Raw genomic sequence first — 18970 nt, forward strand, 5'->3', positions numbered from 1 at the left:
TTTTAGCGAAAAACATCTCGCGAAAGCTTGACCGTGAACAGAGTATCTACAGGTCCAGAGTCGTAGCGGACAACAGCGAACGGCCCAAACCTGTAGGAGCGAGGCTTGCCCGCGAAGGCGTCCTCACAGACACCAAATGAATCAAGCCTTACCAGTAATCACCCGATACTTCGCCATCAACTGCTCTTCAGTCTCTGGATGCGCCTCGTCCAGCGGGATGCAATCCACCGGGCAAACTTGCTGGCACTGAGGTTCGTCGTAGTGGCCCACACACTGTGTGCACAGGTTCGGGTCGATCACGTAGATCTCTTCGCCTTGAGAAATGGCGGCGTTCGGGCACTCGGGTTCGCAGACGTCGCAGTTGATGCAATCGTCGGTGATGATCAGGGACATGCTAACTCCAGCCAGGGCGGAAGGCCCGGGCGCAATAAACCAATGCGCACAATTGTGCCGCATTGGCGCCCGCAGTGCACGCGGGCGCCGCTTGAGCGGTTGTTACTTCTTGAAGCGCTCGTTCAGGGCATCCGCCACCGCAGGGTGTACGAACTTGGTGATATCGCCGCCCAGGGCTGCGATTTCACGAACCAGCGTCGAGGAAATGTACGAATAACGCTCCGACGGGGTAAGAAACAGACTTTCCACATCCGGCGCCAGCTGACGGTTCATGTTGGCCAACTGGAATTCGTATTCGAAGTCCGACACCGCACGCAAACCACGCAGGAACACGTTGGCGTTCTTCTCTTTGGCGAAGTGCGCCAGCAACGTCGAGAAGCCGACGACTTCAACGTTGGGTAGATGTTTAGTGACCTCGCGGGCCAGCGCCACACGCTGTTCCAGGGGAAACAACGGGTTTTTCTTCGGGCTGGCGGCGACGGCGATGATCACATGATCGAACAGGCGCGCGGCGCGTTCGACCAGATCGCCATGGCCCTTGGTAATAGGGTCGAAGGTACCTGGGTACAACACTCGGTTCATCGCGTCGTCCTGGCGGGAGTCCGTTGGGGAGTCGGATGGTATCGCAGCCTTCCCGGTCGGCCAAGTCGCCTTTTGGGTAAGAAAGCACTATAGACGATTGGAATATTCTCCATTTTCATGGGTTTTTCAAACGTTCGGCCAAAGAAGTTGCCAGCTGCGCTGTCAGCCCGTAGACCGACAATTGCGGGTTTGCGCCAATGCTGGTGGGGAACAGCGAGCCGTCATGAATCGACAGGTTGCTTATCTGATGATGGCGGCCGAGGCTGTCGGTCACGGCGTTTTTCGGCTCTTCACCCATGGCACAACCGCCCATCACATGGGCACTGCCAAGGCGTGTGCGATACAGCTCAAGGCTCAGGCCGTCGATCAGTGTGCGCGCTTCTGCCAGGGTTTTTACGTAGCGAGCGTCGGCGTGCATGGGCATCACCGCCTTGGCACCGCCAGCGAACTGGATCTCGGCCATGCTGTGGAACGCCCGGCGCAACCCGTCCCAGGCATAGGGAGAAACCTGATAGTCGAGCACCGGCGTGCCGTCACCGCGCAACTCGACGCTACCGCCCGGGCTGTCCGGGTGGAAACCATCCCGCAGCAACGCCAACATAGCGTGGGTATGGGGCAGGTTTTCCATGTACCGGGCGTTTTCCTGACCGAAGCCACCGAGTAGAGTGCTCGCCAGCGCCGGGTGCAGCGGCGGCACTTCAAGTTTGTAAGACATTTTCCCGGTGGTGCCGTCCTGCCATTGGAAATGGTCGGAATAGATCGACTGTGGCGCGCCATAGAACGGGTTGATCACCTCGTCGAACAGCCCGGCCGACATGTTCACCAGGTGTAGAAAAGTCCTTTTCCCCAGCCGTTTGTGCGGATCGGGCGCCTCGGAGCGCATGAGCAGCGCCGGGCTGTTGATCCCGCCGCCAGCCAGCACGTAATGCCGGGCCTTGACCGTGATTGTCTTGCCCATGGGAGCGACGCAACGGTCATCCATCGCTACGCATTGCAATCCTGTGACCTTGTCGCCGCTGATCAAGAGCTTTTCGGCGCGAGCCAGATAAAGCAGCTCACCGCCTTTTTCCAGGGTCGCCGGAATGGTCGTCACCAGCATTGATTGCTTGGCGTTGGTCGGGCAACCCATGCCGCAGTATCCGAGATTCCAGCAGCCACGCACGTTGCGAGGGATCACATGCCAGGCGTAGCCAAGTTTTTCGCAGCCTTTGCGGATCACGTCGTTGTTGGCGTTGGGGGGGATCATCCAGGGAGCGACGCCCAGGCGTTGTTCCATCTTCTCGAACCACGGCGCCATCTCGGCCGGCGTGTGGCCTTTGACGTCGTGTTCTTTGGCCCAGTGGTCGAGGGTCGGGTCCGGCGTGCGAAAGCTTGAGGTCCAGTTGATCAGCGTGGTGCCGCCCACCGCCCGACCCTGGAGGATGGTGATCGCGCCGTCCTTGCTCATGCGGCCGATACCTTCCTGATAGAGGTTTGTGTAGGCCTGGTCTTCGAGCATCTTGAAGTCGCTGCTGGTCTTGAGCGGGCCTTCCTCGATCAGCAACACCTTGTAGCCCGCGGCGCTGAGAATTTCGGCGGTGGTCCCGCCGCCAGCGCCGCTGCCGATAATCGCCACGTCCGCTTCGAGGGTCAGGTCCTGGGACAGTTGCGAACCGTTATAGGTTTTCCAGCCACGGGCCAGGCCTTCGCGGAACGGATCGGGTACGGGCATGTTCAGGTTCTCTTCTTATTTTGAGTTCGGTGGTGAAGCGGCTGACGTCTTCGCGGGCAAGCCTCGCTCCCACAGGATTTGAGGTGGACCACCCTTTTATGAACGACTCAAACCCTGTGGGAGCGAGGCTTGCCCGCGAATGGGTCGACTCGGTTTCAAACCGTCGGCGGTCCGGGATACCCGCAATGCGCCCATGACTCCGCCCGGCTGTACCACGCCATCATCACCAGCTGCTGCAGCGAGCTGTGGCCCATGCGCAGCAAACTTAACGCGCTGTTTTCCCAGCGATCCAGAAAGTGCCGAATCTCGTCAGCACTGGCGTTTTCCCAGCTGCCCCAGATCCCGGTCAGCGGTCCGCGAGTCACGGCCATTCCCAGCACATCGAATAACTGCTGGGTCAGCTTGAGCATTTCCGGCGACAGGTGATTCAAGCTGTTATCCAGGCAGTTCAGGGTGCCATCGACGGCCGTCGGCATTTTCTCGACGGCCACGGCGCCGTCGAGCATCACCGGAATCAGTGCCCGCAGAAACAGCAAGTCACCGCTGCGCAGAATCGCGAAACCACTGGCTGCAATGCTCGACGAGCAGCCGCTGAGGCTCGCTCCCAAACCCGCGGTGGCGAGAAAGGCGCTGGCACCCAGGCTGAATTTAAGCAAGCCGCGCCGTGACAGCGCAGGTGTATCGGACAGACTTGGGCTCATTATTGTTATTACCCGGTGGTGATGATCGTTAGCGGATAAACAGCTTCTGAATCAGCTTCTGAATGGATTTTCCGTACGGCGGGTAGATCAATTTCGCCGCATTGAACCGCTGTTTGATCAGCACACCTTTGGCTTTGCTGAAGGTCAGGAAACCTTCGTGGCCGTGGTAATGACCCATGCCCGAAGCGCCGATACCGCCGAATGGCATGTCGTCCTGAGCGACGTGCAGCAGGGTGTCGTTCAGGCACACACCGCCGGAATGGGTTTCGTGAAGCACGCGATTTTGCTCACGCTTGTCGTAGCCGAAGTAATACAGGGCCAGCGGACGAGGTCGTTGGTTGATGTAGGCAAAGGCTTGATCCAGATCCTTGTACGGAACGATCGGCAACAGCGGGCCGAAGATTTCGTCCTGCATCACCATCATGTCGTTGCTGACATTGAGCAGCAGGCTGTGGCTCATGCGGCGCCCCTGGCCCTGGTCGAACAGAGGAATCAGCAGCGCCCCCTTGCTGGTGGCGTCGCTGATGTAGCCGTTGAGGCGCGCCAATTGTCGGTCATTGATGATCGCTGTGTAGTCAGGGTTGTCGGTCAGGGTCGGATAAAAACCGCGAACCGCCTGACGATAGGCCTCGATAAACGCACCGACGCGATCCTCCGGCACCAGGACATAGTCCGGGGCCACGCAGGTCTGCCCGGCGTTGAGCGTCTTGCCGAAGGCGATGCGTTCGGCAGCGTCCTTGAGCGGCACGTCGCGAGACACGATGGCCGGGGATTTGCCGCCGAGTTCGAGGGTCACCGGGGTCAGGTTCTCGGCCGCCGCACGCATCACGTGTTTGCCAACGCTGGTGGCGCCGGTGAACAGCAGGTGATCGAAGCGCAGCTTTGAGAACGCTACACCGATATCGGCTTCGCCCAGCACCACGCAGACCAGGTCTTGCGGGAAGATTCGGCCCAGCAGTTCCTTGAGCAACACACCGAAGACCGGGGTCGACTCACTGAGTTTGAGCATCACCCGATTGCCTGCCGACAGCGCGCCTACCAATGGCCCGATGGCCAGATACAGTGGATAGTTCCACGGCACGATCACCCCGACCACACCCAAAGGTTGATAAACGACTTTGGCTGCCGCGGGTTGAAAGGCAATCCCGACCTTGCGCTTCGACGCCTTCATCCAGCCTTTGAGGTGCTGATTGGCGTAGTGAATGCCATGCAGGCTGGGCATCAGTTCGGCGAGCAGGGTTTCATCGGCGCTGCGATGACTGAAATCCTGGCTGATGGCATCGATCAGAGCCTGCCGCTCATTGCTCAACAGATCTCGCAGGGCTTTTAGCCACTGCTGGCGCTGGGCAGCGGGCGGCATCGGGTTGGCTGCATACGCCGTGCGTTGGGCGTCGAACAGGGTCTGGAGCTCATCCAGAGGCTGCTGGAGGTTCTGCAGGTAGGCGATGTCAGCAGTCATGGTCGGCTCCGGTTTTAGTGTAATAAGGGACTTTTTAGAGTCCGTGCTCTAGAAAGTCAAATGACATCCTGGTGCAGCGTTGTTTTATCCACTCCCCGTTAGGTCGTAAGATGCCCGTCAACGCACTCTGAATTAAAGCCCAAGCCATGGCCCCTCGGATCAAAACCAGCGAGCGCATCGTGCAGAACAGCCTGGAGCTGTTCAATCAGCAGGGTGAGCGCAGCATCAGCACCAACCACATTGCTGCCCACATGGAAATTTCACCGGGCAACCTGTACTACCACTTCCCCAACAAGCAGGCGATCATCGCCGTGCTGTTCAGTGAGTACGAAAGCCTGGTGGACAGCTTCCTGCGCCCACCCCAGGGCCGCGCCGCCACGGTTGACGACAAGCGCGTCTACCTCCAGGAGTTGCTGGCCGCCATGTGGCGCTACCGGTTTTTGCACCGCGATCTGGAGCATCTGCTCGACAGCGATCCAGAGCTGGCCGCCCGTTATCGGCGTTTTTCCCAACGCTGTCTGATCCATGGCACGCACATCTACGCGGGCTTCGTCGAGGCCGGCATCCTGCAAATGGACAAGGTTCAGATTGAATCCTTGACGCTTAATGCCTGGATCATCCTGACGTCCTGGGTGCGTTTTCTATGCACCACACGTGATAACTCCAATCACCTGAGCGAGCAGGCCATTAAACGCGGCGTGTATCAGGTGCTGGTGCTTGAGGCCGGTTTTGTCACGGATCAGTCTCGCGCCGCGGTGAATGCGCTGTTTGAGGAATTTTACGTACCACTGGCCCAAGCGCTGGAAGAAGTGGGATAGAAAGTGCAGTAGGATCAAGCACAGCCTAATCACAGGAGTCCGTTATGCCCATTGCGCAGCTGATCAGCCCACAAGCGTTGGACTTGAAAAAGGATCAGCCGGGGTTGGTGATTCTGGATTGTCGTTTTGCCCTCGAAGACCCGGATTACGGTCAGCGCAGTTATGCCGAAGGGCATATCGCCGGGTCGAGCTTTGCCGATCTTGAGCGTGATTTGAGCGGGACTGTGGTCAAGGGTGTGACCGGGCGCCATCCGTTGCCTGAACCTGAAGACGTGATCGAACGTCTGCAATCCTGGGGCACCAACGCCGACAGCGATGTGGTTTTGTACGACGACGGTCCGGGTGCCTACGCGGCGCGGGCCTGGTGGTTGCTGGCCTGGCTGGGTAAACGTGACGGCGTGTTCATCCTCGATGGCGGGCTCAAGGCCTGGCACGCGGCCGGTTTACCCCTGAGTCTTGATGCGCCGGAGATTGAACGTGGCACCTTCACGGGGGCACCGGACAACGCGCTGATCTTGAGCGCCGAACAGCTCCAGCAACGTCTTGGCCAGCCCGCGCTGACCTTGCTCGATGCCCGCGGCTTGCCGCGCTTCAAGGGCGAAGTCGAGCCGATCGACCCGATTGCCGGGCACATCCCCGGCGCACAATGTGCGGCGTTCACTGACAACCTGGGCAGCGACGGGCGTTTTCTGCCGGCGGATCAGCTCAAGCAGCGTTTTGCCGACAAACTTGGTAATCGTTCGCCGACCGATCTGGTGGCGTACTGCGGTTCTGGCGTGACGGCGTGTCACAACCTGTTTGCACTGTGTCTAGCCGGGTATCCGTTGGGATCGTTGTATGCCGGTTCATGGAGCGAGTGGATCAACGATCCTGCGCATGGCATCGCCATCGGCGAGTAATCCCCCATCTAAATGTGGAAGCGGGCTTGCTCGCAACCCATTACTCGCGACCTGCGGTCAGCCACTGCGGGATGCGGCGTTCCAGGTAATAACCCGGTTGCCTGAACGAGCCATCGACGAAGCCGACATGCCCACCCTTGGGCTGTAGTTCGAATTGAGTGCAGGCGGACAATTCCTCGGCTTGCGGCAGGCTATGAGGAAAGACAAACGGGTCATCGGCCGCTTGAATGATCAGGGTTGGCGTACGAATCTCGCCTAGGAAATAGCGACTCGAGGCTTGACGATAGTAATCCTTGGCATCGGCAAAACCATTCAGCGGCGCCGTGACCCGGCCATCGAAATCCCAGAACGTGCGCATGTTCTCCAGTGAGCCCAGCGCAGCCAATGTCGCCAGTCCATCCTCGCGCCCGTCATGCTGGAACTGTCGCTGCTTGTTCTTGATGTAGGCCACCATCTCGCGCATGAAATGCGCCTGATAGACCTTGGAGAAACCCTGGCCGATACGGTCGGCGCATTGATCGAGACGAAACGGCACCGACACCGCCACCGCACCGACCACGCCGCTGTCACTGCCGGATTCGCCCAAGTGCTTGAGCAAGACATTGCCGCCCAGGGAATAGCCGATCGCATACAGTGGCGCCAGAGGGCGTTTGGCCCGCAGGTGCTTGATGGTTTCGGCCAGGTCTTCGCTGGCACCGGAGTGGTAGCTGCGCGGCAACAGATTCGGCTCGCCTGAGCAGCCGCGCCAGTTCAGCGCGACGCTGGCCCAGCCTTGCGCGCCCAGTGCTTTCTGCACCCCGGCCACGTAAGGCGAATTTGAAGAGCCGGTCAGGCCGTGCAACACCAGCACCAGTGGCGCATCGGCGCTGTGCGGGCCGTGCCAGTCGAGATCGAGAAAGTCACCGTCCTCAAGCCACAAGCGTTCGCGTTGGCGTTCGATGTGCGTGGTTTTGCGCCACAGCGGTCCCCACAAGGTTTGCAAGTGCGGATTGCCGAGGCCGAAGGCGGGGGTGAAGCGTTCTGGCGGATGGGACACGTTTATTCTCGATGCAGCGGTGCGAGCCTCGCTTGAGGCGCGCACCTTTTTCAGGCCGGTCGATTAACCGGCGATCTCTGCCATACGTTGCCACAACGCGTAGTAAACCCGCCCGGATTTCTGCTCCCGGTGCAGGCGCCAGTTGCCTGGCAGACCGAGTATCGATGGCGCGTTTTCGCTTTCAGTGTAGATCCAGGCCTCGTTGGCCAGCCATTGACGCTCTTCAAGCAGCGTGCAGACGGTCGGCAACAGGTTCTGGTTGAACGGCGGATCGAGGAACACCACGTCGTACGCAGTTGCTGTCTGGGTTTCCAGGTAGCGCAGGGCATCGGCGGTCTGAATCTGGCCGGTGGTGCAGCGCAGCGTGCCCAGATGCTCCTTGATGCTGGCGACCGCGATGTTGCTGGCGTCCAGCGCCTGACCCATGGCCGCGCCACGGGACAACGCCTCGAGGAACAACGCGCCGCTGCCGGCGAACGGATCAAACACTTTGGCCCCGGCAACGTACGGCGCGAGCCAGTTGAACAGGGTTTCACGCACCCGGTCCGGGGTCGGGCGCAAGCCCGGTGCATCCGGGAAGCTCAGCTTTCGGCTGCCCCATTCACCGCCGATGATGCGCAGTTGGTTCACACCGTTGTGCACGTTGTGAACAGGTTTTTTAGGACGAGTGGCCATTAATGCTCCGGAACCCCGAGCGGTTGCTCGGCAGGTTTATCAGTAGGGGCCGGTAACGGCTTTTGCGGCACGGTCGGGCCAGCGCTGACGATGACCATTTTGTCCGTGCTCAAGTGTTTGTTCAGCGCGGTTTTGACCTGTTCGACCGTCAGGCTCTGGGACTCACGCATAAAGTCATCCAGATAATTCAGCGGCAGGTTGTAGAAACCCATGGCGCCGAGCTGGCCGACAATATCGGCGTTGCTGGCAGTGGACAGCGGGAAACTGCCGGCCAATTCACGCTTGGCGTCATCGAGTTCTTTCTCGGTCGGGCCGGTTTTAAGGTAGTCGGCGAGCACGTCTTGCACCAGTTTCAGCGTGCCTTCGCTCATCTCGGCGCGAGTTTGCAGGTTGATCATGAACGGGCCGCGCGCCTGCATCGGGCTGAAACCCGAATACACGCCGTAAGCCAGGCCACGCTTCTCGCGCACTTCGCTCATCAGCCGGGTGCCAAAGCCACCGCCGCCGAGTATCTGGTTGCCCATGGACAGTGCTGCGTAGTCCGGGTCGTCACGATCGATGCCCAGTTGCGCGAGCATCAGGTTGGTCTGCTTGGACGGGAACTCGATGTGACCGATGCTGGCTTTCGGTTCCTCCGGTTGCGAGATTTTCGCCAGCTCAGGACCTTTTGGCAGCGTGCTGGAAACTTGCGAAGCAATCGCCTCCGCCTCGGCACGAGACAGGTCGCCCACCAGCGCAATCACCACGTTGCCCGCCGCATAGGCCTTCTCATGAAACGCGCGCATCTGCGCCACCGTAATCGCCGGAACGGTTTTCGCCGTGCCGTCGCTGGAATGCGCATACGGGTGATCGCCGTACAGACGGTTCATCAGCTCCAGGCTCGCCAGTTTGCCCGGGTTCTGCTTCTGGTATTCGAAACCGGCGAGCATCTGGTTCTTGATGCGCGCAAAGGAATCGGCAGGGAAGGTCGGTTTGCCGACGACTTCAGAGAACAACTTCAGGGCCGGTTCGCGTTTGTCCGCGGCGCTGAGGCTGCGCAGGGATGCCAGTGCCATGTCTTTAAACGCGCCGTTGCCAAAGTCTGCGCCCAGGCCTTCGAAGCCATGAGCGATGGCACCAACATCTTTGCCGGCTACACCTTCGTTGAGCATGGCATTGGTCAGCATGGAGAGACCGGGTGCGTTGCCGTCCTGGCTGCTGCCGGCGGCGAAGATCAGGCGCATGTCGAACATCGGCAGCTCCCGGGCTTCAACGAACAGCACCTTGGCGCCTTCGGCGGTTTTCCAGGTCTGCACGTCCAAGGTGCGGTGGCTTGGCGCCTTGCCGTCGAGTTCTGCCAGCGATTGCAGCTTCTGGCTGGCCTTGGCCTTGTCGAGGGCTTCGCTGGCCTTGGATTCGTCGGTCTTCGAGAAGTAAAAAGCTGCAGACCCGATCAATGCGACAGCGATCAGGCCAATCAGGGCCAAGCGCGGTTTTTTACGCTCACTCATGAGTCGTCTCCTCTGGCAATACATGGGCGACGCTGAGACGTTCGCGGGTGAAATACAGCTTGGCGGCGTTCTGGATGTCTTGCGGGGTCACGCTTTCCAGGTCGGCGAGTTCGGTGTCCATCAGCTTCCACGACAGGCCAACAGTTTCCAATTGACCAATGGCGGTGGCCTGGCTGGTGATCGAGTCACGCTCGTAGACCAGGCCTGCGATGACCTGTGCGCGGACGCGTTCCAGCTCTTCAGCGGACGGCGCGGTGGTTTTCAGCTGTTCAAGCAGCTTCCACAAACCGGCTTCGACCTGGGCCATGGTTTTCTTTTTCTGGGTATTGGGCGTAGCCGACAAGGTGAACAGGCTGTCGCCACGGGTAAAGGCGTCGTAGCTCGACGAACCGCCGGACACCAGCTCTTCGCCGCGCTCCAGTTGTGTCGGGATGCGTCCGCTGTAGCCGCCGTCGAGCAGGGCCGAGATCAGGCGCAAGGCATTCACCGAACGTTTGTCTTCGGCGGTGGCGATGCTTGGCACGTTGAAACCCAGCATCAGGCTTGGCAGTTGGGTCTGCACGTGCAGGGTGATCTGCCGCTCGCCAGGTTCGGCCAGTTCCAGCGGGATTTTCGCCGGTGGCACATCACGTTTGGCGATCGGGCCGAAGTAGCGCTGGGCCAGGGTTTTGACCTCATCCGGGGTCACGTCGCCGACCACGACCAGTGTGGCGTTGTTCGGCACGTACCAGGATTGGTACCAGTGGCGCAGCTCCTCGACTTTCATGCGATCGAGGTCAGCCATCCAGCCGATGGTCGGCGTGTGGTAACCGCTGGCCGGGTAGGCCATGGCCTTGAAGCGTTCGTAGGCCTTGGACATTGGTTTGTCGTCGGTGCGCAGGCGACGTTCTTCTTTAATGACTTCGATCTCGCGGGCGAACTCGTCGGCCGGCAGACGCAGGCTGGCCATGCGGTCGGCTTCCAGCTCGAAGGCCACGCCCAGACGGTCACGGGCCAGCACCTGGTAATAAGCGGTGAAATCGTCGCTGGTGAACGCGTTCTCTTCAGCGCCGAGGTCGCGCAGGATCAGCGAGGCTTCGCCGGGGCCGACTTTCTCGCTGCCCTTGAACATCATGTGTTCCAGTGCGTGGGACAAACCGGTCTGACCCGGGGTCTCGTAGCTTGAGCCGACCTTGTACCAGACTTGGGAAACCACCACCGGCGCACGGTGGTCTTCGCGCACGACGACCTTCAGGCCGTTATCGAGGGTGAATTCGTGAGTGGGTTGTGGATCGGCAGCCAGGGCCGAGAGGGGCAGACAAACTGTGCTGAGCAGCAGGCCTGCAGCGCGGCGGGCTAAAGCATTCATTCGTTTTTTAACCTGTTGAGCTGCCCGCTTGGTCTTAGCGTCGGCGGGCGAGAGGGTGCTAGGATACTGATCCGTTTTACTGGCGGCCACGCCTATCAGGCCTTTGATCGGTCAGCAGGTTGTTTGGGTTTACGGCTAAAGATTTGAGTTTGTCAGCTAAACTCTGCGTTTTCGCCGACGATGCCGTTCCAGTCCTTCGTATTAGTCAACCTTTGAGGTGCTGTTTGCACCTCGACAAAATGTTGCGCGTGAACAAGCTGGGTCAATCGCAGTCTGTTCTGCATCGAATATTTATTTGCCGGGGCGCCCTTTGGCGCGTCGCTACCGTGAGATAGCCGTCCTCCATGTTTGGTTCCAACGACGACAAGAAAGCCCCAGCTGAGGCTGGTGAGAAGAAAAGCCTGTTCGGATGGCTGCGCAAAAAGCCGCAGGAACCCGTCGTCGAACAGCCACAGCCACTTCCTGAGCCAACGCCTGCGCCGGTCATAGAAGAAGAGCCCGCGCCGGTTGTCTTGCCGATCGCTGAGCCGGTGCTGCAACCGATAGTTGAGGTTGAGCCTGAAACTGAACTGGTGGTTGAGCTGCCGCTGGCGCCAACCGCAGAGCCGTGGCTGACCTTGCCTGTGGCGGAAGAGCCGGTGGCATTGGTCGAAGATGAGCTGGCGCCGCACGTTGCGCCGCCGATTCCAGCGCCGAGCGCATTTGCTCCGGAGCCCGTTCAGGCGCCAGTGGTTGAGCCGGTTGTCGCGCCAGTTGTCATGGCCGAGCCTGCGTTCGTGGTCCCGGAGCCTGTCGTTCCTGCATTTGTTGCTCCGGTTGCTCCAGCACCCGCACCGGTTGTCGCTCCCGTTGCCGCCGCACCTGTCGCTCCCGTCGAAGCGCCTGCCGAGCCTGCGCGTACCGAAGAAACCAAAGCCGGTTTCTTCGCCCGCCTGAAACAAGGCTTGTCCAAGACCAGCGCCAGCATCGGCGAAGGCATGGCCAGCCTGTTCCTGGGCAGGAAGATCATCGATGACGAGCTGCTTGAAGACATCGAAACCCGCTTGCTGACCGCCGACGTTGGCGTCGAGGCGACGTCGGTGATCATTCAGCATCTGACCCAGAAAGTTGCCCGTAAAGAACTGGCCGATGCCGATGCGCTGTACAAATCCCTGCAAGCGGAACTGGCGGCGATGCTCAAGCCCGTCGAGCAACCGCTGAAAATCACTTCGCAGAGCAAGCCGTTCGTGATTCTGGTCGTCGGCGTCAACGGCGCCGGCAAGACCACCACCATCGGCAAACTGGCGAAAAAGCTGCAACTTGAAGGCAAGAAAGTCATGCTCGCGGCCGGCGATACCTTCCGCGCCGCCGCCGTCGAGCAATTGCAGGTCTGGGGCGAACGCAACAAGATCCCGGTCATCGCCCAGCACACCGGCGCTGACTCGGCTTCGGTTATTTTCGATGCCGTGCAAGCGGCCAAGGCCCGTGGCATCGACGTGCTGATCGCCGACACCGCCGGTCGTCTGCACACCAAAGACAATTTGATGGAAGAGCTGAAGAAGGTTCGCCGGGTTATCAGCAAGCTCGACGCCGATGCGCCTCACGAGGTGCTATTGGTGCTCGATGCTGGTACGGGGCAGAACGCGATCAGTCAGGCCAAGCAATTCAACCAGACCGTCGAACTGACCGGCCTGGCGCTGACCAAGCTCGACGGCACCGCCAAAGGTGGGGTGATTTTCGCCCTCGCCAAGCAGTTTGGCTTGCCCATTCGCTACATCGGCGTCGGTGAAGGCATCGATGATTTGCGTACTTTTGAAGCAGAACCCTTTGTCCAGGCACTGTTTGCCGAGCGGGAGCGTTCATGATTCGTTTCGAGCAGGTCGGTAAGCGCTACCCGAACGGTCACGTCGGCTTGCATGAGCTGAGCTTTCGAGTCCGTCGGGGCGAGTTTTTGTTTGTGACCGGCCACTCTGGCGCCGGTAAAAGCACCTTGTTGCGCCTGCTGCTGGCGATGGAACGTCCGACCACCGGCAAGTTGCTGTTGGCCGGTCAAGACCTGAGTACTATCAGCAATGCGCAGATCCCGTACTTGCGCCGGCAGATCGGCGTGGTGTTCCAGAACCACCAGTTACTGTTCGATCGCACGGTGTTCAACAATATCGCGCTGCCCTTGCAGATCCTTGGACTGTCCAAGGCCGAGATCGCCAAGCGCGTGGATTCGGCCCTGGAGCGCGTAGCGCTCTCGGACAAGACCGATCTGTACCCTGGCGACCTGTCCACCGGTCAACAACAGCGCGTCGGCATCGCCCGCGCCATCGTTCACCGCCCGGCCTTGCTGCTGGCAGATGAGCCGACTGGTAACCTCGATCCGCGTCTGGCGGCAGAAATCATGGGCGTGTTCGAAGACATCAACCGTCTGGGCACCAGCGTGCTGATTGCCAGTCACGACCTGGCGCTGATCGCCCGTATGCGTCACCGCATGCTGACGCTGCAGCGCGGCCGATTGATCGGCGACGGGGAGGCTGGCGTATGAGTGCGACACGCAGCCCCAAGGTTTCCGAGCGCGTGGCCCCCAAGGCCGCCGATCCGCAGCCGCAGAAGAAAAAACGCGACGATGACGACGGTCCGGACTTCGCCACGTTGTTCCGCGCCTGGGTCGAGAGTCATCGGGCCAGTCTGCTCGATAGCTTGCGTCGTTTGGGCAAGCAGCCAATCGGTAGCTTCTTTACCTGCATGGTGATGGCGGTGGCTCTGAGTTTGCCCATGGGCCTGTCACTTTTGCTAAGTAACGTCGAACGCCTCGGCGGTTCCTGGCAACGTGCGGCGCAGATTTCCCTGTACCTGCAAATCGAGGCCAGCCCCGCTGAGGGTGAGTCGCTGCGCGAGCAGATCAAGGGGATGCCCGGCGTCGCCGATGCTGAATATGTCGGCCGCGATCAAGCGCTGGAAGAGTTTCAGCAGCAGTCCGGTCTGGGCGAGGCGCTCAAGGAGCTGCCGGAGAACCCGCTGCCAGGCGTGGTTCTGGTGACGCCGAATGAAGTCGACAAGCCCGCGCTTGAAGCATTAAGACAAAAACTTTCTGAGTTGCCGAAGGTACAACAGGCGCAACTTGATCTAGTCTGGGTCGAGCGTCTGGCAGCGATCCTCAAGCTGGGCGACCGTTTTGTCTTCGGTCTGACCGTGCTTTTGGTTTCTGCATTACTTTTGGTGATAGGCAATACCATTCGTCTTCATATTGAAAACCGCCGCACAGAGATAGAAGTGATTAAACTCGTCGGCGGCACTGACAGCTATGTGCGCAGGCCCTTTCTGTATATGGGTGCGCTATATGGCTTCGGTGCTGGGATTCTTTCCTGGGGCGTATTGGCGTTTGGCCTTGATTGGCTGAACGATGCGGTGGTGGGGCTGGCCGGCTTGTACGGCAGTGATTTCGCGCTGGCCGGAGTGCCAGTTGCAGATGGTCTGTCGCTCTTGCTTGGCGCGGTGCTGTTGGGGTATATCGGTGCATGGATTGCAGTCGCACGCCACCTGAGGGAGCTTGCGCCTAAGTAGTATCATTTTGCTCGTATTGACCTTTCAGCGTTTATGGGAACTTGTCTTTCGGTTTCCGGTCAATTTTCGCAGTGCTGAACTGCACGAGTTATGTAAGTCGGAGGTTTTTTCGTATGACCAATTCTTTGCAACCTGCATATGCTCTGGTCCCGGGTGCGAACCTGGAGGCCTATGTGCACACGGTGAACAGCATTCCGTTGCTGACGCCGGAGCAGGAGCGTGAACTGGCCGAGAGTCTCTATTATGAGCAGGATTTGGGGGCGGCTCGGCAGATGGTGCTCGCCCACCTGCGTTTTGTTGTACATATCGCCCGTAGCTATTCCGGCTACGGTCTGGCTCAGGCCGACCTGATTCAGGAAGGCAACGTCGGCCTGATGAAGGCAGTGAAGCGCTTCAACCCGGAAATGGGTGTACGCCTGGTGTCCTTTGCCGTGCACTGGATCAAGGCGGAAATCCACGAGTTCATTCTGCGCAACTGGCGCATTGTGAAAGTCGCGACCACCAAGGCTCAACGCAAGCTGTTTTTCAACCTGCGCAGCCAGAAGAAGCGTCTGGCGTGGCTGAACAACGAGGAAGTCCACCGTGTGGCGGAAAGCCTCGGTGTAGAGCCTCGGGAAGTGCGCGAGATGGAAAGTCGCCTGACCGGTCATGACATGGCCTTCGACCCGGCCGCGGAAGCGGACGATGACAGCGCTTTCCAATCGCCGGCCAACTATCTGGAAGACCACCGGTACGACCCGGCCCGTCAACTGGAAGAGGCTGACTGGAGCGACAACTCGAACCACAACCTGCACGAAGCGCTTGAAGTGCTGGACGACCGCAGCCGTGACATCCTCTACCAGCGCTGGCTGGCAGAAGAAAAAGCTACGCTGCACGACCTGGCGCAGAAGTACAACGTGTCGGCCGAGCGTATTCGTCAGCTCGAGAAGAGCGCGATGAACAAGCTCAAGGTGTCGATCGCCGCTTAACCTGCGCGCCCGGCAACAAAAAACGCCCCGATCATTGATCGGGGCGTTGTTGTTTGTGCATCAAAAAGTCACTGTGCCCAAGGTGCGCGGCGCGATTCATTAAGCCCAGCAAGGTAGCTGTCACCACCGAGCTGACTCATCTGCCGCCGAATCCATCCCGCTCGCCGTGCGACATAGTTGGTTGGATGACCGGCACTCCAAACGCGCGGGTTAGGCAGCACCGCAGCCAGCGAACTGGCCTGCTGCCGGGACAGCGAGCGAGCGCCGACGCCAAAGTGATGCCTGGCCGCTGCTTCGGCGCCAAACACACCGTCATCCCATTCAACGCTGTTGAGGTACACCTCGAGAATTCTCTGCTTGGGCCAGAGCACTTCGATCAGCCCGGTAAACCAGGCTTCCAGGCCTTTGCGTAACCAGCTGCGGCCGGACCACAGAAACAGATTCTTCGAGACCTGCTGACTCAGGGTGCTGGCGCCGCGAATCGATCCGCCGAGCTCGTTGTGGGCCAGTGCAGCCTGGATCGCGCCAAAGTCAAAACCCCAATGCTCCGGGAATTTCTGATCCTCGCCGGCAATCACCGCGACTTTCAGGTCATCGGAGATTTCATCCCAGGGTTTCCAGGTGCGTTGCAGGTCGATGGGTTCGCCGTCGAACCAGGATTCGACCTTGCGCTCGACCATCAAGGCCGTCCCCGGTGGAGGTACCACGCGAAAAATCAGAACCAGCAATACGCTGCCACCCGCGAACCAGAGCAGGGCCTTCGTGAATCGTCGCAAAAATAAACGCAGCATAGAGATGGCTTGGCCGAACCCGTTGAGCGGGCCATTATACAGACCCTGTTGATCGAGTCTGACTGGAGTTCTTCATGCTGCGTGGCTTTCTGATGCTGGCCGCTTTTTTCGGCTTCACCGGCGTTGCCCTTGGCGCGTTCGCCGCCCACGGCCTGAAAAACCGTCTGACGCCCGAATACCTGGCGATCTTCCACACCGGCGTGACCTACCAATTGGTGCACACCCTGGCCTTGCTGGGCGTGGCATTGCTGGCCACGCAGATTCCCGGTCGTCTGATCACGTGGGCGGGTGCATCGTTTGTCATCGGCATTCTGCTGTTCTCCGGCAGTCTGTACCTGTTGACCATGACCGGCGTCAGCAAGTTAGGGATCATCACCCCCTTCGGCGGGCTGGCATTTCTGGTGGGCTGGTTCTGCCTGGGGCTTGCCGCCTGGCGGTTGAGCTGACCTTGTAGGAGCGAGGCTTGCCCGCGAAGGCGTCAGTTCATTGAGCATAGACATCGCCTGACACGACGCCTTCGCGGGCAAGCCTCGCTCCTACTGAATCTAGTTTCAAGACGAATGGCTTGGGTCACCTAGACTGATCGGGCTAGAATGCCAGCCCCTAAAAATGATGGCGGCATTCGGTATGCGCATTCAGTTGAACGGCGAATCCCTTGAACTGCCCGACGGCGAAACCGTTGCGGCCCTGCTGACCCGTCTGGATCTGACCGGACGCCGGGTGGCGGTCGAACTCAATCTGGATATCGTCCCGCGCAGCCAGCATGCCGACACCACGCTGAACGACGGCGACAATGTCGAAGTGGTACACGCCATCGGCGGCGGCTAGTCGCCCGGCCCGCAAGGGCACAGAATTCTGCAAGAACCTCACCCCTACAGAGGATTTCCCATGAGCATCGTTCGTAGCGACAAGCCCTTCGTCCTGGCCGGTCGTACTTACCAGTCGCGTTTGCTGGTAGGTACCGGCAAGTACCGCGACATGGAAGAAACCCGCCTGGCCATCGAAGCCTCGGGTGCCGAGATCGTCACATTCGCCGTGCGCCGCACCAACCTCGGCCAGAACCCGGGCGAACCGAACCTGCTCGAAGTCCTGTCGCCGGATCGCTACACCTTCCTGCCTAACACCGCCGGTTGCTTCGACGCTACCGAGGCTGTGCGCACCTGTCGCTTGGCCCGTGAGCTGCTCGGCGGCCACAACCTGGTGAAGCTGGAAGTGCTGGCGGACCAGAAAACCCTGTTCCCTAACGTGATCGAGACCCTCAAGGCCGCCGAAGTACTGGTCAAGGAAGGTTTCGACGTGATGGTTTACACCAGCGATGACCCGATCATCGCCCGTCAACTGGCGGAAATCGGCTGCATCGCGGTGATGCCGCTGGCCGGTCTGATCGGCACGGGCCTTGGGATCTGCAACCCGTACAACCTGCAGATCATCCTCGAAGAAGCCAAGATTCCGGTGCTGGTGGATGCCGGTGTCGGTACCGCTTCCGACGCCACCATCGCCATGGAACTGGGTTGCGAAGCGGTGCTGATGAACTCGGCCATCGCCCATGCCCAGCAGCCGATCATGATGGCTGAAGCCATGAAACACGCCATCGTTGCAGGCCGCCTGGCCTACCTCGCCGGCCGCATGCCGAAAAAACTCTATGCCAGCGCCTCCTCGCCGCTGGATGGTCTGATCAAGTAAGAGCCATTGATGACTGAATCAAACGACACGCCAATCCAGACGGAAGAAGGCGAAGAGCGCCAACACCGCCGCATCAAAAGTTTCGTGATGCGCGCCGGACGCATGACCGAAGGCCAGCAAAAAGGGCTGGAGCAGGGCACGCCGCTGTTCGTCCTGCCGCTGGCCGATGCGCCGGTGGACTTCGATCAGGTGTTCGGCCGTTCGGCGCCGCGCTCCCTGGAAATCGGCTTCGGCATGGGTCATTCGCTGCTGGAAATGGCCGCGGCCTCGCCGGAACAGGATTTTATCGGCGTGGAAGTGCACCGTCCGGGTGTTGGTGCGCTGCTCAATGGCGTGCTGACTCAAGGCCTGACCAACCTGCGCGTCTACGATTGCGATGCGATCGAAGTGCTCAACCGCTGCGTGGCCGACAACAGCCTCGATCGCCTGATGCTGTTTTTTCCGGACCCGTGGCACAAGAGCCGTCACCACAAGCGCCGTATCGTTCAGGCGTCGTTCGCTGAACTGGTACGCAGCAAGTTAAAGGTCGGCGGTGTGCTGCACATGGCCACCGACTGGGAACCGTACGCCGAGTACATGCTGGAAGTGATGAACGTTGCGCCGGGTTACCGCAACCTGGCCGAAGACGGCAAATGCGTCCCGCGCCCGGCCGAGCGCCCGATCACCAAGTTCGAACGCCGCGGCGAACGTCTTGGGCATGGCGTGTGGGATCTGAAGTTCGAAAAACAGTCTTAAGCCTTACGCAACACCCCATGTGGGAGCGAGCCTGCTCGCGAAAGCGGTCTGACAGTCAACGATAATGTTGAATGTGACGACGCCTTCGCGAGCAGGCTCGCTCCCACATCTATGGTTACCCCCTTTTCTGCAATACTGTTTTTGATGCGT

At 59.9% G+C, this 18970-nt stretch carries 20 protein-coding genes; 10 read left to right on the plus strand and 10 right to left on the minus strand.

Translation table 11 applies throughout. The features are described 5' to 3' along the window. Nucleotides 1-141: 141 nt before the first annotated feature. From QK293_RS26680 to QK293_RS26700, 5 genes are all read right to left on the minus strand, one after another. Nucleotides 142-393, minus strand: coding sequence for a YfhL family 4Fe-4S dicluster ferredoxin (locus QK293_RS26680; RefSeq protein ID WP_048722619.1), 252 nt, complete (start codon nt 391-393; stop codon nt 142-144). Between the two features lie 102 nt (nt 394-495). Beyond that, nucleotides 496-975, minus strand: coding sequence for a pantetheine-phosphate adenylyltransferase (coaD, locus tag QK293_RS26685; protein WP_008150570.1), 480 nt, complete (start codon nt 973-975; stop codon nt 496-498). Nucleotides 976-1090: 115 nt separating this feature from the next. Then, nucleotides 1091-2686: a GMC family oxidoreductase gene (locus QK293_RS26690; RefSeq protein ID WP_282383155.1), complete on the minus strand. Its 1596-nt coding sequence runs from the start codon at nt 2684-2686 to the stop codon at nt 1091-1093. Nucleotides 2687-2841: 155 nt separating this feature from the next. After that, on the minus strand, nt 2842-3387 hold the full coding sequence (locus QK293_RS26695) for a twin-arginine translocation pathway signal protein (RefSeq protein ID WP_282383157.1): 546 nt from the start codon (nt 3385-3387) through the stop codon (nt 2842-2844). A gap of 28 nt (nt 3388-3415) precedes the next feature. Continuing rightward, on the minus strand, nt 3416-4846 hold the full coding sequence (locus tag QK293_RS26700; protein ID WP_282383161.1) for a coniferyl aldehyde dehydrogenase: 1431 nt from the start codon (nt 4844-4846) through the stop codon (nt 3416-3418). 146 nt (nt 4847-4992) lie between these two features. Between QK293_RS26700 and QK293_RS26705 the strand changes: the two genes are divergently transcribed. Both QK293_RS26705 and QK293_RS26710 read left to right on the plus strand, forming a co-directional pair. Continuing rightward, the gene (locus QK293_RS26705; RefSeq protein WP_282383164.1) at nt 4993-5664 is read left to right on the plus strand and encodes a TetR/AcrR family transcriptional regulator; all 672 of its coding nucleotides are present in this window, start codon (nt 4993-4995) and stop codon (nt 5662-5664) included. 44 nt (nt 5665-5708) lie between these two features. Then, nucleotides 5709-6563, plus strand: a complete 855-nt coding sequence (locus QK293_RS26710; RefSeq protein WP_282383168.1) for a sulfurtransferase — start codon at nt 5709-5711, stop codon at nt 6561-6563. A gap of 40 nt (nt 6564-6603) precedes the next feature. Here the strand turns inward: QK293_RS26710 and QK293_RS26715 are convergent, their stop codons facing one another. From QK293_RS26715 to QK293_RS26730, 4 genes are all read right to left on the minus strand, one after another. After that, on the minus strand, nt 6604-7599 hold the full coding sequence (locus tag QK293_RS26715; protein WP_282383170.1) for a hydrolase: 996 nt from the start codon (nt 7597-7599) through the stop codon (nt 6604-6606). Nucleotides 7600-7662: 63 nt separating this feature from the next. Further along, nucleotides 7663-8274, minus strand: coding sequence for a 16S rRNA (guanine(966)-N(2))-methyltransferase RsmD (rsmD, locus tag QK293_RS26720; protein ID WP_282383173.1), 612 nt, complete (start codon nt 8272-8274; stop codon nt 7663-7665). Further along, nucleotides 8274-9764 (minus strand): pitrilysin family protein, encoded by a 1491-nt coding sequence (locus tag QK293_RS26725; protein WP_282383175.1) that lies wholly within the window; start codon nt 9762-9764, stop codon nt 8274-8276. The genes rsmD and QK293_RS26725 overlap by 1 nt, the downstream gene beginning before the upstream one ends. Beyond that, nucleotides 9757-11112, minus strand: coding sequence for a pitrilysin family protein (locus QK293_RS26730; RefSeq protein ID WP_282383177.1), 1356 nt, complete (start codon nt 11110-11112; stop codon nt 9757-9759). Before QK293_RS26730 ends, QK293_RS26725 begins: the two co-directional genes overlap by 8 nt. A 344-nt stretch (nt 11113-11456) precedes the next feature. Between QK293_RS26730 and ftsY the strand changes: the two genes are divergently transcribed. The 4 genes from ftsY to rpoH all read left to right on the plus strand — a co-directional run bounded on the left by ftsY (nt 11457) and on the right by rpoH (nt 15611). Beyond that, a complete protein-coding gene (gene ftsY / locus QK293_RS26735) occupies nt 11457-12956 on the plus strand; it encodes a signal recognition particle-docking protein FtsY (RefSeq protein WP_282383179.1) in 1500 nt (499 codons plus the stop codon). Then, nucleotides 12953-13624 (plus strand): cell division ATP-binding protein FtsE, encoded by a 672-nt coding sequence (ftsE, locus tag QK293_RS26740; RefSeq protein ID WP_008152655.1) that lies wholly within the window; start codon nt 12953-12955, stop codon nt 13622-13624. Before ftsY ends, ftsE begins: the two co-directional genes overlap by 4 nt. Continuing rightward, entirely contained in the window at nt 13621-14643 is a 1023-nt protein-coding gene (gene ftsX / locus QK293_RS26745) for a permease-like cell division protein FtsX (RefSeq protein WP_282383183.1), read from the plus strand. The genes ftsE and ftsX overlap by 4 nt, the downstream gene beginning before the upstream one ends. Nucleotides 14644-14756: 113 nt before the next feature. Then, nucleotides 14757-15611 carry an RNA polymerase sigma factor RpoH gene (gene rpoH, locus QK293_RS26750; RefSeq protein WP_282383185.1) on the plus strand — a complete coding sequence of 285 codons (855 nt, stop codon included), beginning with the start codon at nt 14757-14759 and terminating at the stop codon, nt 15609-15611. A gap of 68 nt (nt 15612-15679) precedes the next feature. Here rpoH and mtgA read toward each other — a convergent pair whose 3' ends face one another. Continuing rightward, nucleotides 15680-16402, minus strand: coding sequence for a monofunctional biosynthetic peptidoglycan transglycosylase (gene mtgA, locus QK293_RS26755; RefSeq protein ID WP_282383187.1), 723 nt, complete (start codon nt 16400-16402; stop codon nt 15680-15682). 74 nt (nt 16403-16476) lie between these two features. Here mtgA and QK293_RS26760 point away from each other — a divergent pair, with 74 nt between their 5' ends. From QK293_RS26760 to trmB, 4 genes are all read left to right on the plus strand, one after another. Next, a complete protein-coding gene (locus QK293_RS26760) occupies nt 16477-16848 on the plus strand; it encodes a DUF423 domain-containing protein (RefSeq protein WP_282383189.1) in 372 nt (123 codons plus the stop codon). Nucleotides 16849-17029: 181 nt separating this feature from the next. Then, a complete protein-coding gene (gene thiS / locus QK293_RS26765) occupies nt 17030-17230 on the plus strand; it encodes a sulfur carrier protein ThiS (RefSeq protein ID WP_167394879.1) in 201 nt (66 codons plus the stop codon). A gap of 60 nt (nt 17231-17290) precedes the next feature. After that, nucleotides 17291-18085, plus strand: coding sequence for a thiazole synthase (locus QK293_RS26770; RefSeq protein ID WP_007897902.1), 795 nt, complete (start codon nt 17291-17293; stop codon nt 18083-18085). Between the two features lie 9 nt (nt 18086-18094). After that, nucleotides 18095-18820, plus strand: a complete 726-nt coding sequence (gene trmB, locus QK293_RS26775) for a tRNA (guanosine(46)-N7)-methyltransferase TrmB (protein WP_282383193.1) — start codon at nt 18095-18097, stop codon at nt 18818-18820. Nucleotides 18821-18970 lie beyond the last annotated feature (150 nt).

The sequence above is a fragment of the Pseudomonas sp. AL03 genome (genome assembly GCF_029960815.1).
GTDB lineage: Bacteria > Pseudomonadota > Gammaproteobacteria > Pseudomonadales > Pseudomonadaceae > Aquipseudomonas.